Source organism: Photobacterium ganghwense (genome assembly GCF_017329545.1).
Taxonomy (GTDB): domain Bacteria; phylum Pseudomonadota; class Gammaproteobacteria; order Enterobacterales; family Vibrionaceae; genus Photobacterium; species Photobacterium ganghwense.
On record NZ_CP071325.1, the window covers coordinates 1,476,830 to 1,494,095 of the forward strand.

The 17,266-nt window shown below is 49.9% G+C and carries 9 protein-coding genes; 4 read left to right on the forward strand and 5 right to left on the reverse strand.

Features of this window, described 5'->3' with window-relative positions; all coding sequences use genetic code 11:
- Positions 1-44 precede the first annotated feature (44 nt).
- A complete protein-coding gene (locus tag FH974_RS06935) occupies positions 45-2,507 on the forward strand; it encodes an ATP-dependent helicase (RefSeq protein WP_207103613.1) in 2,463 nt (820 codons plus the stop codon).
- A gap of 143 nt (positions 2,508-2,650) precedes the next feature.
- Here FH974_RS06935 and FH974_RS06940 read toward each other — a convergent pair whose 3' ends face one another.
- Both FH974_RS06940 and FH974_RS06945 read right to left on the reverse strand, forming a co-directional pair.
- Positions 2,651-3,958: a YjiH family protein gene (locus tag FH974_RS06940; protein WP_207103614.1), complete on the reverse strand. Its 1,308-nt coding sequence runs from the start codon at positions 3,956-3,958 to the stop codon at positions 2,651-2,653.
- Positions 3,959-4,290: 332 nt separating this feature from the next.
- A complete protein-coding gene (locus FH974_RS06945) occupies positions 4,291-5,220 on the reverse strand; it encodes a carbamate kinase (RefSeq protein ID WP_047883588.1) in 930 nt (309 codons plus the stop codon).
- 771 nt (positions 5,221-5,991) lie between these two features.
- Here FH974_RS06945 and FH974_RS06950 point away from each other — a divergent pair.
- Entirely contained in the window at positions 5,992-7,986 is a 1,995-nt protein-coding gene (locus FH974_RS06950; protein ID WP_207103615.1) for a GGDEF domain-containing protein, read from the forward strand.
- A gap of 255 nt (positions 7,987-8,241) precedes the next feature.
- Here the strand turns inward: FH974_RS06950 and FH974_RS06955 are convergent, their stop codons facing one another.
- Positions 8,242-9,489 (reverse strand): NADH:ubiquinone reductase (Na(+)-transporting) subunit B, encoded by a 1,248-nt coding sequence (locus FH974_RS06955; RefSeq protein ID WP_207103616.1) that lies wholly within the window; start codon positions 9,487-9,489, stop codon positions 8,242-8,244.
- Between the two features lie 244 nt (positions 9,490-9,733).
- Between FH974_RS06955 and FH974_RS06960 the strand changes: the two genes are divergently transcribed.
- Both FH974_RS06960 and cydB read left to right on the forward strand, forming a co-directional pair.
- Positions 9,734-11,140, forward strand: a complete 1,407-nt coding sequence (locus tag FH974_RS06960) for a cytochrome ubiquinol oxidase subunit I (protein WP_277991782.1) — start codon at positions 9,734-9,736, stop codon at positions 11,138-11,140.
- 348 nt (positions 11,141-11,488) lie between these two features.
- A complete protein-coding gene (gene cydB, locus FH974_RS06965; RefSeq protein WP_207103617.1) occupies positions 11,489-12,487 on the forward strand; it encodes a cytochrome d ubiquinol oxidase subunit II in 999 nt (332 codons plus the stop codon).
- Between the two features lie 309 nt (positions 12,488-12,796).
- On the opposite strand, the gene FH974_RS06970 is transcribed toward cydB, so the two are convergent.
- Both FH974_RS06970 and FH974_RS06975 read right to left on the reverse strand, forming a co-directional pair.
- The gene (locus FH974_RS06970; protein WP_084712443.1) at positions 12,797-16,045 is read right to left on the reverse strand and encodes an efflux RND transporter permease subunit; all 3,249 of its coding nucleotides are present in this window, start codon (positions 16,043-16,045) and stop codon (positions 12,797-12,799) included.
- A complete protein-coding gene (locus tag FH974_RS06975; RefSeq protein ID WP_047883592.1) occupies positions 16,045-17,220 on the reverse strand; it encodes an efflux RND transporter periplasmic adaptor subunit in 1,176 nt (391 codons plus the stop codon). The genes FH974_RS06970 and FH974_RS06975 overlap by 1 nt, the downstream gene beginning before the upstream one ends.
- Positions 17,221-17,266: the final 46 nt, after the last annotated feature.

The window sequence follows — 17,266 nt, forward strand, 5'->3', positions numbered from 1 at the left end:
GATATATGGCAGAATCATGGGCCTTTTTGCCGACCTGATTTGCTATGACCCGCTTTACTTCAGAACAGACCGCCTTTATTCACCATCAGCAGGGCAATGCCTTATGTATTGCCGGCGCCGGCACGGGCAAAACGACCACGCTGGTTGGACTGATCGGTGAAAAACTACAGCATGTGTCTGCTGACCAGATGCTCGTTCTGATGTTTAACCGCGATATCCGCACTGACTTTCAGGCCAAACTCAGGGCTGAAGGTATTGATGTGCCGGTACCGGTGCATACGTTCCACAGTTTCTGCCTGCGTTTCCTGAACCAGAGCGGTTTTTTGCGCGAAACCGGTTACCGGGTTGATTACCAGAGCGGGGAAAGTGACAAATCACTGGTCAAAGGCGTTCTGCGTGAGCTGGCCGGGCTGGAGAAAACCTATCAGCGCCAGCAGGTGATTAAAGACCCCAAAACCATTGAGCTGTTGCTGAGTTTTATCGGGCTGGTCAAAGCGTACATGCTTTCACCTTACGAGGTGTTTAAGCTGGCGGAAATCAACCGGGACTATCTGTTCATTATTGATGCGTACGAGAAATTTGAATCGCTCAGAAAGCAACAAAAAATCCTGTTCTTTGATGACTGGCTGGTGGAAACCGTCAAGTTGCTCGAAGGCAACGAGGTCTTGCGGCAGCAGTATCACCAGCGATGCAACATGGTGGTGGTTGATGAGTTTCAGGATATTAATACCGCTCAGTACCGACTGCTAAAGCAATTATTGGGGCCGGCAACCCAGTTGCTTGCCGTGGGTGATGTCGATCAGTGTATCTATAAATGGCGTGGCAGCGCGCCGCAATTCATGCTGAATTTTGAGCAGGATTTTGCGCCGGCGACCGTTTACACCTTGTCCCAGACCTTCCGGTTCGGGCACAGTCTGGCTCTTGCTGCCAGCCATCTGATTGCCAACAATAAGCAGCGTTTCAGCGAATTTCTGACCACGTCTGGTGAGGGCGTGACGGATACGCAGATTGTGGAGTGTGGTTCATCGCGTCAGGTTGGTGAAATTGCCCAGTCGATTCAGCAGTACCTGTCGGAAGGCGGTAAACCGTCGGATGTGGCGATTCTGGTTCGGCGCTGGTCGCAGACCTTGCTGTTTGAACTGGCATTTCTCAGTAAGAATCTTCCATACCAGATGCCGGTGCCGTCAGTGTTGGCAAACAGTCGGGAAGTAAAACTGCTGATGGAGCTAATGAACCTGGCGATCGGTCGTTATTCCGGCTGGGAGGTTAACCAGCGAGCGTCGCTATTGTTCAGCCTGTTTTCGTTTCCTCATTGCTATGTTCCGAATAAGCTGCTGCGACCACTGTGTGAGCAACTGGCAGGAATGGAACCGCTGGGCTGGATGACGTTTCTGGGGCGATATGAAAAAGCAAACCCGACCCTGAAACTGGAAAACCTGACAGAGCGGATTGACCTGCTGACACGCCTGATGCGAAAAGGCAGTTTCAAAGCTGCGGAGGTCTTTTTGCAGTACCGCAAAGAAAGCGGCCTCGACAGCTGGATCTGGAAAACTGAAGCGACCGCTTCGGAAATTGAAGAAGCGGTGGAACGGCTCGACAGTGTGACGACAGTGCTGGAGTCGATGGATCAGAACTGTGAGAAGGCGCTGCAATACTTTGAGTATTATCTGCAGCAATCCCGATCTCATGCGTTAACCGGTAACCCGTCATCGTCTATGGGCAATCAGGCTATGGCAAATCAGGCGGTCTCACCTCAAGCTGTGGCACCTCAGGCAGGGAATGAGGGCAGTGTGCAACTGACCACAATCTTTCGGGCCAAAGGATGCGAATATAAACAGGTCTACTTGCCGTTCTGGGATAAAGACGCTTTTCCTTATATGAATAAATCGTCCGGCAGTATGGGGGCGGATATTGAGGAAGAGCGCCGACTGGCTTACGTAGCCCTGACCCGGGCAAAAGAAAAGGCGAGTGTTTATTACACCAAAACAGATATGCCATCGGGCAGTGTCAGCCACACAGGTAAAGGCATGAGTGCTGTCAAAGCCACGAATGCCAGCCGTTTTGTGCTGGAAGCCAAAGTGCCGATCGCGACTCAGCTTGGCCCGAAACTGTACCACGAGGGGGAGCTGCCGTATTACTCAAGCCCGGTGGTTGAAGAGTACTGCCGTCGTCTCGGGCGCGAAGAGGATGTGGTCGTGCCTGAAAAATTCCACAAAACTGCGCTGCCTAATCATCGTCATGGCTCCAATGCTGACAACAGCGATAACCACGGGAATGACAGTGGGAAGGATGAACATTATAGCCTGAAGTGGGCGCTGGCGCAGCCCTTACCGGACAATGCGGAAAAAGTGATCACCGCCATGGTTAAAACAAAAAATGCCAAATATCTGGATGGCGAAATCGCCCGGATTATCCGTGAGCTGGATTCGACGGCATTGACCAAGAAAAAGGTGCTGGTTAACCGGTTGATCGTTGCTGCTAATGCAAGAACCCGGGTGCGGCGCTGAGACAAATTGAACGGTGAACAGTGAACAAAGGCCAGAAAACACACCGGGTGGTAAAGATAAAGCAAACGCCCTGAACAGACAGTTCAGGGCGTTTTGTTTTTGCACTCTACGATGCTAGTTGAGGTTAGGGGATGTGACTGGCGTTAACCGACCAGGAATATCGCGGTCGGAATCGCCAGAAACAGACTGAGGAATGTCCGGACGAACCAGATCACGACCAGCTTCGCGACCGACAACGGAATACGCGTGGCCAGAATACAAGGGATCGACGCAGAGAAAAACAGCACGGATGAGACACAGACCACACCTGCAGCAAAACGAGCGATGATATCGGCGTCTGCCATCAGCAATGCCGGCAGGAACATTTCAGCCAGACCGGAGGCACTGGCTCGTGCCAGTGCGGCACCGTCTTCAATGCCCCACAGGTAGGTCACCGGATAAAATGCCATCCCCAGCCAGTCAAAAACCGGCGTGTATTTGGCAACCAGTAAGCCAATCAGACCCACTGACATGATGGACGGCAGAATGCTGATCGTCATGATCAGGCCATCTCTCAAGTTCTCAATGATATTTTTAGTCAGACTAGGTGCTTTCTCTGCAACTGCCAGCCCGGTTTCCAACGCCGTTTTGATTCGGTTACCGGGTTCACAATCAGGCTCACGGTGAGTCGCATGGTTGTCCATGGTTGACAGGGGAGGAAGACGGACTGTGATAGCGGTAACGATAAAAGTGATCACCAGTGTTGCCCAGAAGTAGACGTTCCAGATATCCATCAGTCCCAGTGTTTTCGCCACGATCACCATAAAGGTGGCTGACACGGTGGAAAACCCTGTCGCGATTATTGCCGCTTCCCGTGCCGAGTAATGGCCGGCAGTGAATACCCGGTTAGTAATCAGCAGACCAATGGAATAACTGCCGACAAATGAGGCTACAGCATCAATGGCAGAACGCCCCGGTGTGCGCCAGATAGGCTGCATGAGTTTTTGTACCAGAATACCAATGGCTTCAAGCAGCCCGTAACTGACCAGAAAAGCCAGAAAGACCGAGCCAATCGGCACGATTAAGCCAACGGAGATCACCAGTTTGTTGAACAGGAATGGCAGCATATCCGGTGCCTGAAGTGCCGCCGGGCCAACGCCGGTGACCGCCAGTACCGCTGCAATAACCCCTAGCCATTTCAGCCCCAGAAATACCCTATCAGTCATGCTGTTACGCCAGCTTTTTGTGACCAGCGGGTACACCGCGCCAGCCACAATCATCGCTAATGCGTACCAGCTGGTGCCTGCGCCCAACCAGCTTTTCAGCAGGCTAACCAGGTGATCAAGTGGGATACTGGTTTTGCCGTTAAAGCTGACCGGGATGAAAAAGATGAAGATGCCCAGCGCGCTCAGACCGAACAAACGTCCATACTGTTTGGTCTGTACCTGAGAAGTGTCGTTGTACTGCTCCATGTTACCTCCTTGTTAACTGATATAAATGTATATACAAACAAGGTGGCTTGTTATGGATTTGTTTAAATTTCGTGATCTGTATGGGCTAATTTTTATGGACTAGTTTTTGGTGCGGCTTTGCAGTATCTACGTGTCAGGTTTCTGGAGACTAGCTTTGAGTTGTGGTCTGAGGAGTGTAAGTGAAGGAATCGGGAAGCGAGTTTAATTGTATAGATGATAAAAGGAAAACAGCGGAATCAATCAGCACCACTGGATGTAAAAAAAGCCCCCGAAGGGGCTTTGTCGATGAGCTTTGATGACGAGATGTCGGAGAAGGGGATGCCGCGCAGGCATCAGTAATATTCGATCCCTTCGCCTTGCTGGATGAGCGTTCCAGCTTCATTGACCAGGATTTTATCCAGATCAAACAGGGAGCCAATAGCAGCCTTACCGCGGCCACTGTTGACGAATTTACAGACCGCATCCACTTTTGGTCCCATAGAGCCCGCAGGGAAGCTGAAGTGAGACAGGCCTTCCGGCGTTGCCACTTTCATTTCAGCCTGATCCGGCTTGCCATAGTGACGGAAAATGGAACCGTCAGTCAGAATGATAAACAGATCGGCATTGATTGTTTCTGACAGCAGTTCCGCAGTCAGATCTTTATCAATCACACATTCCACGCCTTCTAGGCGCTCGCCTTCACGGCATACTGGCACACCGCCGCCGCCACAGGCAATCACGACGTTACCGGCTTTTAACAGCGTTTCAACTTGTTGCTTTTCAACAATGGCTTTTGGCAGCGGTGAAGGCACGACGCGGCGGAAGTAATTACCGTCGGCTTTAAAGATTTTGTCGGAACATGCCATTAATTCTTTGGCACGCTCTTCGGTATATACCGGGCCAACAAATTTAGTCGGATTGGCAAATGCCGGATCATCTTTGCTGACTTCGGTTTGAGTGACCAGTGTTGCCACTGCAAGGGACGGATCAACGTTACGCAGTTCCTGTTGCAACATATAGCCCACCATACCACATGTCTGCGAACCTAATACGTCCATTGGGTATGGTGTTGTTTCCGGAGAGTACTCCTGATAAGCACTGTTTTGTTCCATTAATAAGCCGACTTGAGGGCCGTTGCCATGCACGATAACAATTTCGTGCTCACGGGCAATGGCCGCGATACTCGCTGCCGCTTTTTGGATATTTTCTCTTTGGTTTTCTGCTGTTAATGCCTGGCCTCTCGCCAACAGGGCATTGCCGCCCAGAGCTAGTACTATGCGCATGATCGTATCTCCGCCGGGAGGAGTGAATCTCCAGCCCGTATTTGCTTTTTATTATTTGATATAGGGTATTTTTTATTTATCGCTCTTGGCGATTTAGACGTAGGTTAGAGAATTTATGGCGGGCTAAATGTGATAATTATCTTGTTTTTGTGCCAGAGATTTTTCAATCAAATTTAAAAATCAGTAAAGCACTGCCTAATTATCCGATAAAGAAATTATACAGGACTTAATATAAGTAATTATTAACAATACCCATGCGAGCAAATCGAATATTCTTTCCGGTTTCTTTAATGAAGAAACTGATAACGCGATCACATGTAAAAACTGAACATTAAAATATACCTCAATTTAGCTGTTAAATTAATGTTGCGTCTAGTTAGATTCAATCAATGTTTTGCCTGATGATAACGGGGTGAACTTGGACTTAGAAATCGGTGATGGGGTATTTATAATTGAATATCTTGTTGTTTAAACCAGGAACCGATACGCAAGAAATACAGACGATAATTATTTTTATTAAAAGTTTTATTTTTAATTTAGCGCTTAATCTGTCTATTTAGACGCTGATCCGGGACTGGCTATGAACGAGGTGAATGATAAATTTATCTACATTATCATTATCGTGTTCTTCGGAGTTCTGTGGTAGGTCATCAATAGTTGTTGGAATTTGCTTTCAAAAAATAATGTATTTTTTCTCGAAAATTTGATAAAAATACGCTTTCTTTAAGGAAGCTTAGGCAGGGAAGAGTAACAATCATATGAATTTTGAGTATGTCTAGCTTTCAGCGTTTGTTTTCCTTTTCATTAAAAACCATTCTGCTTTTCATTTTTTTGAACTGCTCATATTCTGTCAGCGCTACCGTTGATGCAAATTCCACTTGTCTAAAAGATTTGTCTAAAAAATTAGACGCCAGTGAACAACAATACCTGAATTTTTATCTTTTAAGCCAGATAGACCCGAGCGCTGCTATTAAGTTATTGCCGCAGTCGAATGACGCGGTCAAGGCGATGCCTGCCTCCCTCATGGCTAAAGCATTACTCCTGTTAGGAAAGTTGCGGATAGAACAATCGGGTAACGGCAATCGTGAATTAGCTAATCAGTACCTGGAAGCTCTGGATAAGCTTGCGGCTCAGTCCCGCTCTCGCTGGCTGAAATTGGAAGTTGAGTATCGTGAAGCGACCATTTTGGTTGATGAAAACGAGTTTGCACTGGCACAGGTCAAACTAAAAAGCGTGCGTGATGCAGCATTAAAGCAGGGCCATAGACACCTGTATGCCAGAAGCCTGAAGTGGTTGGGCAATATTGACGTTGATTTGGGGGCTTACGAGTCAGCATTGACGAACTATGAGAGGGCCTACCAGACTTTCGAACAATGCGGTGATCAGCAACAATTGATCCTAATCCTGTCAAACATTGCATCTCTCTATATCAACATGGAAGAGTGGCATCAGGCCGACTCGTACATTAGCAGGGCATTTGATCGATACGACAAGGAAGGTAGCGTTCACCCGATCATCGAGTCGGTGTTGCACATTAACGCGGCGGAGATTGAACAAGGTTTGGATAACATTCAACGCCGAAAAATGCATGTTGATCGGGCAATTGAATTGTCCGATAAAGTCAGCTCTCTACGTGTGCAACTTAATGCTCTGGTGAATCTTTCCTCGTACTATCTTGATACTGGTAATGAGGAAGCGGCACTAAAGGCTGCAAATCAATGTTTTGAGCTGGCATCTGGGTATAGCGGTGGGAATGAACTCAATATCGCGCTTTGTCATGAAAGTCTGGCAGACAACTATCTTTCTTCTGGGTGGCAGGAGTTGGCGCTTGAACATGGCTTAACGGCGTTGTCCATCTATGAAGCGGAAAATGACGTTTTGCGTAAGAGCAGAACCTACCTGACGTTGGCAAAAATCTATGAGTCAAAAGGTCAGTTTGAAACGGCACTGGCATTTTATAAACGTTTTTCTGAAGACAACAAGAAATTCCTTTTTGATATCAGGCAGAAAGAACTCTATGCCCTGCAAGAGCGCTTTGATGCCAATGTGAATGAAAAAGAAATTCAGTTGCTGAAAAAAGAGAAAGAATTGGTGGAATTACGTCTGGCTGAAAAGAAAGCCAGCGAAGACATTTTACGCCTAGGCACAGGGTTGATCATCATAGTGCTGTACGTGATGTATCGTCGGTATCGGATGGTGACAAAGCGAAAGCGATTGTTAGAGAAGTTTAACGCTGAGTTGCTGACACAAACGAATCAAGATGCACTAACAGGGCTTCACAACCGCCGATTTTTGGAACAGTGGCTGAATCGTCAGTCCAAAACCTCATTCCAATACGGATATCTGGTGTCAGTTATTGATATTGATCACTTCAAGAAAATCAATGATGAACTGGGACATCAGGTCGGTGATGAGGTGCTGGTGGAGATTGCCAATCGACTGAGAAAAGCGGTGCGTAAAAACGACATTGTCGTTCGCTGGGGTGGTGAAGAGTTTGTGCTGGTTATGGCATGTCAGCCTGAAGAATGTGATGCTTGTTTGACTCGAATTCTGGATTGTGTCCGCTCGAAAGATTTTGAACTCAGCTGTACTGATTTACCTGTCACTATCTCTATGGGGGCGGTATATACCAATGAACCCTCTCAACTTTCGCTGTACTGGAGTGAAATGCTTGTCAGGGCTGACAAAGCTTTGTACGAGGTAAAACGAAGTGGGCGAAATGGCTACCAGTTCAGCGAGTTAGAGCACGAGAAACGAACGCCATAGCTTTCAGAATAAGGTGTTGATCTGGGCTTGGATATGCTTCTGGTTCTGACAATGTTTGATGGAACCAGCCGCTGCCGGAGTGTACTTCTATGCTTGTTCATCGGAGTGATGAAACGGCTGCGGCTGTGAAGTCGTCCCGCAACTGACTGTATTCAGCCACCCCCATAAACGTGCCAGCGAGCCCATTGGCAACTGGCACGGATGTATTTTAGTTCAGGGTAGTTGTTGAACCATCTAAGGACTACGCTGAAACGTCTATGAACCAAGATGGCGCTGCTGTCTCCGCTTTATATTGCCTCTGGCAACCAAATTATCCATTAGTGGCGCGAACAGGTTGGCAAACAAAATCGCCAACATAATCCCTTCCGGATAAGCAGGATTGATGACCCGAATAAAGACCGTCATAACGCCTATCAGCAAGCCATAGGCCCATTTTCCCTTATCGGTGAATGCCGCTGAAACCGGGTCGGTCGCCATAAAGAACATCCCGAATGCAAACCCTCCCAGTACCATGTGCCACCAGAAAGGCATGGCAAACATCGGGTTAGAGTCTGAACCAATTAGGTTCAACAGCGTGGCGGTAACGGCCATCCCCAGGAAGACCCCGGTGACGATACGCCATGAGGCAATGCCCATGAACAGAATGAAGGCACCGCCCAGCATCAGAAATAATGTGGAGACTTCACCAATTGAGCCCGGCATATTCCCAACGAAAGCATCCATCCAGATTAAGGGTTCACCGGTTACATTGTGGATTAGCGCGGGTTGACCAGCATCTGCCCATTGTGACAGGGCCGTTGCACCGGAAAAGCCATCCGCAGCGGTCCATACCTGACCACCGGAAATCTGGGCCGGGTAGGCAAAATAGAGGAAGGCCCGCCCGGCTAAAGCGGGATTCAGAAAGTTTCGGCCTGTTCCCCCAAATATCTCTTTGGCGACCACGATACCAAAACTGATCCCGATGGCGGCCTGCCACAATGGCAGTGTTGGCGGTACGATTAGGGCAAACAGCATCGAAGAGACAAAAAATCCCTCATTGACCTCATGTTTTCGCACCGAGGCGAAAAGCACCTCCCAGAATCCACCAACGACAAAAACAACCGCATAAATCGGGATGAAGTACATGGCGCCGAGCAACATTTTGCTGGCCCAGCCCGCTTCTGCGGTTAAGCTGCCGCCCAGAGTCATGGTCAGCCCGTAGCGCCAGTTTTCAGCAGCGAGTGCGTTGATGTCTGTGGCAGAATACAGGCTCGACAGCCCCAAAATAGTTTGATGCCCAATATTGTAGAGTCCCCAGAACAGAGCGGGGAAAACGGCCAGCCAGACCATGATCATAATGCGCTTGAGATCAATGCTGTCCCGAATATGGGTTTGCTGTCGGGTGACGAGTCCCGGCGTGTACAGAATGGTCGCAACGGCCTCATACAAGGCGTGCCATTTTTCGTATTTGCCACCGGGTTTAAAGGCCGGTTCCATGTTTTCCAGAAAGGATTTGATGCTCATAGTTAGCCCTCACGTTTTACCGCGTGTAAATTGGATAGGAATGGGCTGAGTGGTGAGCAATTCATTTATCCTGAAGTATTGAACTGCAAATCTGGCAGAAACGATCACTGCCGTCCGGTTAAAAATCCCCGTTTGGCTGGGATGAACCATACTTGTAATCTGAACGTAAGACTCCAAGCAAGCAGGCACATTAATTCTTATTCCTCTGGTGGTAGCGCAGGCTACGAGGATGTAAGGAGACATTATGGGTGAGTTAGCTGTTGATCTGGCAAGGTTTCAATTTGCATTTACCGTTTCTTTCCACATCATTTTTCCCGCCTTTACGATTGGTCTTGCCAGCTATCTAGCCGTGCTGGAAGGGTTATACCTGAAAACCGGCAAGCACAAATACATCGAGCTGTATCAATACTGGATAAAGATTTTCGCCATCAGCTTTGGGATGGGGGTGGTCAGCGGGATCGTGATGAGCTACCAGTTTGGTACAAACTGGAGCGTCTTCTCTGATAAAACAGGGCCGGTGCTTGGGCCTTTAATGGGCTATGAAGTGTTCACCGCGTTTTTCCTTGAAGCCGGTTTTCTTGGGGTGATGCTGTTTGGTATGAACCGTGTCGGAAAAACGCTGCATTTCGCCGCCACTCTCATTGTGGCGCTGGGGACACTGATGTCCGCTTTCTGGATTCTGGCGGTAAACAGCTGGATGCAAACTCCCGCTGGCTATGATGTCAACGAAATAGGTCAGTTTATTCCAGTTGACTGGTGGCAGGTTATTTTAAATCCGTCCTTTCCTTACCGCCTGGTACATATGGTGCTGGCAGCCTTCCTGACGACGGCTTTTGTGGTCGGCGGAGTCGGGGCATATCATCTGCTGCGTTCTCAGCATAACCATCTGGCCAGAACCATGTTTTCGATGGCGATGTGGATGGCAGCACTCGTCACGCCGATACAGGTTTTTGTCGGCGATCTGCATGGCTTGAACACGCTTGAGCATCAGCCTGCCAAAGTGGCCGCGATGGAAGGGCACTTTGATACCCATCAGGGTGCGCCGTTAATTCTGTTTGGGATCCCGGATCAGGCAAATAAAGAGGTGGACTATAAAATCCAGATCCCGCATCTAGGGAGCATCATTCTGACGCATGAATGGAATGGCGAAGTCAAAGGGCTGGATGCGTTTCCGGAGGCGGATCACCCGCCGGTTGGTATTGTGTTCTGGAGCTTCCGTGTGATGGTGGCACTTGGTTTCATGATGCTGGCCATCGGCCTCTACAGCCTTTGGCTGCGTAAGCAGGGAGAACTCTTCTACCACACCAATTTCCACCGTTGCTGTTTACTCATGGCGCCGGCCGGTTTTATTGCCTTACTGTGCGGGTGGATCACGACGGAAGTCGGTCGACAGCCTTTTACTGTGTATGGCCTGTTACGTACGGCTGAATCGGCCTCACCGGTTGATGCCTCGGCGATCAGCGTGTCCGTGGCTGCTTTTGTGGTGGTGTATTTTTCAGTATTTGGAGCCGGGATGTTTTATATCCTGCGTCTGATGCGCAAGCCGCCGACGAAATATGAACAGCCACCTAAAGCGCGCGTGCCGGAAACGGAGGCTGACATTGAGAAAAGCAAGCGTGCTATGGGCTCATCCAATCATTTATCTTCTTAACAGTAAGTCTTTGAGTAGTATGAGATGAGTAGTTAGCGGCGGGCTGAGTTGTATGGGGTGGGTTTTGTTCACTGTGGCTAAGACGAGTGTAGCCATTTGGAATCCAGGCTTCGCTGCATGTCAGCCCTGTGGAATCTGGCGAAATGGAATGAAGTGCCACTGGCTCTAAAGTGGCAAAACTTTAAAAGTGAGAAAAAGTAAGGCTTGAAAACTTGCATGGCTTAGAGGCTTAGAGGCTTAGAGGCTTAGAGGCACCAAGGCCAGAGTTAAGGCCCAAGGCTTCAAACTCCGCGATGTCACAATCAGGAGACATCTGGAGCTAACCGGATTGTAAGAGCGGGAGTTGTTATGGATTATGCATTGATATGGTACATCCTGATCGCCATCGCTGTATTTGCCTATGTGATCCTTGATGGGTTTGATCTGGGTATTGGTATCCTGTTTCTGTCAGCCCAAACCACCAAAGAGCGTGATTTGATGATGAACAGTGTGGCGCCGGTTTGGGATGGTAACGAGACCTGGCTGGTGTTAGGTGGGGGTGGGCTGTTTGCGGTGTTTCCGCTGGCTTATTCAGTCGTGATGCCTGCCTTGTATGCCCCGTTGATCATGATGCTGTTAGGGCTGATTTTTCGAGGTGTGGCATTTGAATATCGCTTCAGAACCAAGCGAGGGCAGTTCCTCTGGGACAGTTCATTCTTTATTGGTTCACTGACGGCCACGTTCACGCAAGGCATGATGCTTGGCACCCTGCTGCAGGGCGTGAAAGTCGTGGATCGCCAGTATAGCGGCGGGTGGTTTGACTGGTTTACTCCGTTTAGCCTGTACTGCGGTTTCCTTACTGTTGCCGCTTATGTGCTGCTTGGAGCCTGCTGGCTGCTGATCAAAATGCCGGAACATTATCAGTCCCAGTATTACGTCACTGCAAAACGCAGCGCGATTATTATGGTGGGGATGGTGGCCATTCTCAGCATCTGGTTGCCCATTCGCAATGATTTTATCGCCGACCGCTGGTTTTCATTTCCGCAGGCATTGCTGTTTTTGCTGATCCCGGCATTGTCGATTTATCTGGCTTATTTGCTGTTTAAAGATTTGATTGAACACATGCCGGTAAAGGCGTATCTGGCGAGTCTGGGTCTTTTCTTTTTGGCGTTTTTGGGTTTCGGCGTCAGTACCTATCCGTTTATTGTGCCGCATAGCCTGACTTATGTTCAGGCTGCCGCGCCGGACACCAGCCTGAAATTCCTGTTAAGCGGGGCAGTCTTCTTGCTGCCATTGATTATTGCTTATACCGCCTACTCTTATTATGTGTTCCGGGGCAGACTTAATGAAGATGAGGGGTATCACTGATGAACAATGCATGCGCCAAACGCTGGCTGTGGTTTGTGGTGCTTTATCTCGGGGGTATTCTGGTTATTGGGCTGGTGGCTGTGTTGATACGGTGGGTGTTTCTGGCGGCTTGAGTCTTAATTGAGTCTGATCCAGATTTTTAGTGAGTTAAGCGTAGTAAGTGACGTCTAGTGAGCTAAGTTTAATGCGCTATGTTTATTGAGCTAAGAGTAAACAGTTGCCCCAGCCAAACTAACAAAGTAAGGATGGGGCGACGAGTGTTCAGGCGGTTATTATGTTCCTATCTATTCAGTCCTGCTGTTGCGCCTCTTACAGCTTTTCAGTTTCCTCTTCAGACTGCGGGTGCTTGACCGGATGAGAATCCGATCCAGCGCGAGGCTGAGGAATTTCGCTGCCGGAACCAGTGTCACTGGTAGTTGCTGACGGTTTGGCGACATCTGGGGTATCCGGTTGCTGCTCATTCTGGTCACTTTCCAATGGTCCTTTTTCTCTGCCCAGCATCAGCAGGCAGGGAGTCAGGATCAGAGTCAGCACCGTTGCGAAAGATAGCCCACCCGCAACAGCGGTAGCCAGTTGCGACCACCATTGCGTACTGGGTGCACCAAACTCAATCTGACGATTCGTCAAATCGATATTCATTTCCAGCACCATTGGCATCAAGCCGAGCACCGTGGTGATCGTGGTCAGCATCACAGGACGTAGACGCTGCGCACCGGTGTGCATGATAGCGATGGATTTGGCCACGCCTTGTTTACGAAGCTGGTTATAAGTGTCTATCAGCACGATATTGTTATTCACCACAATCCCCGCCAACGCAATTACCCCGATACCGGACATAACAATGCCGAACGGTCGCTGAAAGACCAGTAATCCGAGGAAAACCCCGACGGTTGAAAACAACACCGCACTCAGGATAAGCAGAGCCTGATAGTAACTGTTGAACTGAGTCACCAGAATCAGCCCCATAACGGCCAGCGCAACTAGGAAGGCGCTCTCGAGAAAGGCTGATGATTTTTCCTGATCTTCATTTTGGCCCCGAACCTTTACTTCGGTACCGGATGGCATGCGCATTTCAGCAATCGCCGCCTGTACAAGCGGTAATTGCAGACTCAGGTTGTAGCCTGTTGCCATATCTGCGGTTACCTCCAGAATGCGTTTGCCATCAATGCGATTGATGGTGCCCTGTTTCGGAGACGGGACGATACTGGAGAAGTTGGTGATGGGTACCATGCCGTAATGGGTTTTGACCCGCAGTTCATCAAACCGACCGATATCACGTGATGAGGCCGGGTAACGCACCAGAATGTCGACCTCGTCATCGGTATCATCAGGCAGGTATTCCCCGATTTTGAGCCCGTTTGTCACGAAGCGCACCGTGTTCCCGACCAGTGTCGCATCCCCGCCGAAGCGGGCTGCATCATCACGGTTGACTTTGATTTCCCAGTCGATGCCGTTTTTATCGGAAGAATCCGAAATATTGGTAAATGCTTCCTGAGATTCCATCCAGTTTCGTACCTGTAGCACCGCGGCAGCCATGCTGTCGGCGTCTCGCCCGGAGACTTCTATGACCAAATCATGCTCACTCGGTGGGCCTGCCTGAGGGTACTTAAATTCCAGTTCAATACCGGCCAGATCTTCGGTGTTTTCCCGCATGGTTGCGATGATGTCTTTGATTGGCGGGCGTTCTTGCCAGTCCAGCGGGTTGACCTGAATCCGACCGATTTGATCCTGACCGCCGGTACGGGTGTAAATGCTGCTGACCCCTTCTGTATTGATGATGCGCTGCTCAATTTGTTTCATCAGGGCATCTTTCTCATAAATGGATAAGTCGCCATGGGAGCGGGCCTTGATAGTGAAGAACGGCGGATCCACATCCGGGAAGAAAACCACACCCAGTCCGGCTTTGGCGTACGCTACCCCCACGACCACGGCCAGCAGCAATGAGCTGAGCAGAATCTTGATGGGGTGGCGAAGGGCAATAGCCAGTGTGTCGAGGTACAGCCGGGTAATCCCTTTTGCCTGTTTAAAATCACCGTTCTCAAGGGCAATTTTACGCTGCGCATCTTTCTGGCTGATGTATTGCTGACGACCGATCACGCTGCCGAGAACCGGGACAAACAACAGCGCCATCACCAGTGAGGCAGACAGGGTTGCGATCAGGGTCAGCGGCAGGTAACGCATAAATTCACCGGTCGTGTCCGGCCAGAAAAGCAGTGGTGCGAAGGCTGCCAGAGTGGTTGCCGTTGAGGCTGTGATTGGCCACGCCATGCGTTTTGCAGCTTCCTGATAAGCTTGTTTACGCGGGATGTTTTCTTGCATCCGCCGATCTGCATACTCGGTAACCACGATCGCGCCGTCGACCAGCATCCCGACGGCCATGATCAAAGAGAACAACACGACGATATTGACGGTAAGTCCGCTGATCGCAAGGATCAATAATCCAGTCAGGAACGATCCGGGGATCGAGATGCCGACCAGCAGCGCTGTTCGGGAACCTAAGATCGCGAGGATGACGACCACCACCAATATGATCGCAGACAGAATATTATTCTGCAGATCATTGAGCATAATATTGACGTCTTTCGATTGATCCCAGGTGTATTCAATCAGCAGGTTATCCGGCCATTCGTCAAGTTTCTGCGCTTCCGCCATGACCGTTTTGACGATTTCCACGGTTTCGATGATATTTTCACCAGCCCGCTTTTTAATATCCAGCACGACTGCGGTTTCCCCGTTCAGGCGGGCAAAACTTTCCGGATCCCGGTACGCGCGGCGAATGGTGGCGATGTCGCCGAAGGTCACGACTTTGCTGCCATCCACTTTGATTGGCAGTTCGAGAATATCTTTCAGTGAATCAAACACCGAAGGCACTTTGACGGAGAAGCGGCCATAACCGGTATCGATGAAGCCTGCGGCAACAACACGGTTATTTCGGGCGACGAGGTTAAACACATCCTCCTGATCCAGGCCATAGCTTTCCATTAGCAAGGGCTCGACCAGTACTTCCACCACGTCTTCACGGTCACCGGCAATGTCGACTTCCAGGATCTGACGGAAGCTCTCCAGTTTATCTTTCAGATCGCGGGCGATCTTGATGGTGGTTCGCTCCGGGACGCTGCCGTAGAGCACCATTGATAACACCGGCTCTTCGCTGGCGAGGGTAATTTCATTGACCGTAGGTTCATCACTGTCATCCGGCAGTTTTACTTTGGCCAGATCAACGGCTTCTCGCACGTCAGTAAGGGCTTCGTTCAGATCCGAGCCTGCGGCAAACTCCAAAACAACAGAGGCATGGCCTTCGGCAGCGGTTGAGGTCATCTCCTTGACCCCTTCAACCGCTTGCAGCTCTTGTTCCAGCGGACGGACTAATAGCCGCTCGGCATCGGCCGGGCTGATACCCTGATGCGTTACCGAGACATAAATAATCGGAATCGTGATGTCCGGGTTCGACTCTTTCGGGATCAGGCGATAGGTGATCAGGCCGGCAATCAAAATCATGACCAGCAGGGTAAGCATGGTGCGTGAGCGGCTGAGTGCCGCATCAATAATGGAATACATTATTTGCTCCCTTGCTCAATCTGTGTGCCTGGTTGTTGATCTGGTGCGGTCAGCGATGCGGTTTGCCGCACCGGAATCACGGTGTCACCGTCGCGGACAAAGCCCTGACCGACAGTAATCACTTCAACGTGTTGCGCCGTGCCACCCAGCCAGACACCATCGGGTTCAACTTTCACAATCGCAATGGGAATAAACTTCACCAGATCGCCATCAGTCAGCGTTTTAATACCCAGATTTCCGGCTTCATCAAGGGCCAGCATAGAAGGGGGAATCTTGATGGCAGATTCGTCTTTCAGTTTCAGTTCGAGATTGGCACTGGCACCGGCCGTCAGGGTCATACCCGGATTGGCGATTTCAATTTCAATCGGGTAGGTATTGGTGGTTTCATTGGCAACGGTTGCGCGGTAGCGTAACTTGCCTTCCGTTGTAAGGCCTGAGACCAGTTCAACGTAGGCCAGCTGGCCTTTATATACTTTTTCGATATGGCGTTCGCTGACATCTGCGCTGATCACCAGCGGGTCTAAATCCACAATGGTCGCAACCGGATCGCCAATGCCCAGATAATCACCTTTCTCGACCAGCAGATGTTCGACAATGCCTTCAAATGGGGCATAGATAACTGTGTTGTTCAGGGTAATTTGCAGGCTGCGAACCGTTGCCTTGGCTTCAATCAGGGCAGCTTCAGCCTGACTGAACGCCACTTCTCCCTGTAGCCCGCGTTTGCGTAATGACTGCGCTGCGGAGTACTCCTGATTACGGACTTTCAGCAGGGCATTGGCACGCTGGAGCTGAAGCTCCCGGTCAGCTTTGTCGAGTTTGACAAGTGGATCCCCGGCCTTTACCCGTTGTCCTTTTTGTACCAGCAGTTGTTCAACGGTTCCTGATACCTCGGCGGCCAGTTTGGCTTCCCGATCCGGTGCTGTTCGGCCATAGAGTGAAAGGGTACGGGTTACTGTTTGAGTCTCAAACGGGCTGACTACCACTTTGGCCAGTGGCGGGGTTTTACTGGTATCCGTTGGGGCATCGCTTGTCGCATCAGACGCCTCATTGTTGGCAGACCCAGATCCGGAACCAGGGAGAAGTGTTCCGCTAATCAGCCAGGCACCGAGTAACAGTAGGATAATGACGGAGAGAATCCACGGCTTGCGGTTGAGAAGCTTTTTTACAGAGAGCATCGGTTACTGTCCTTAGTAAGCGGGTAATTAACCTGCGTCATTATCA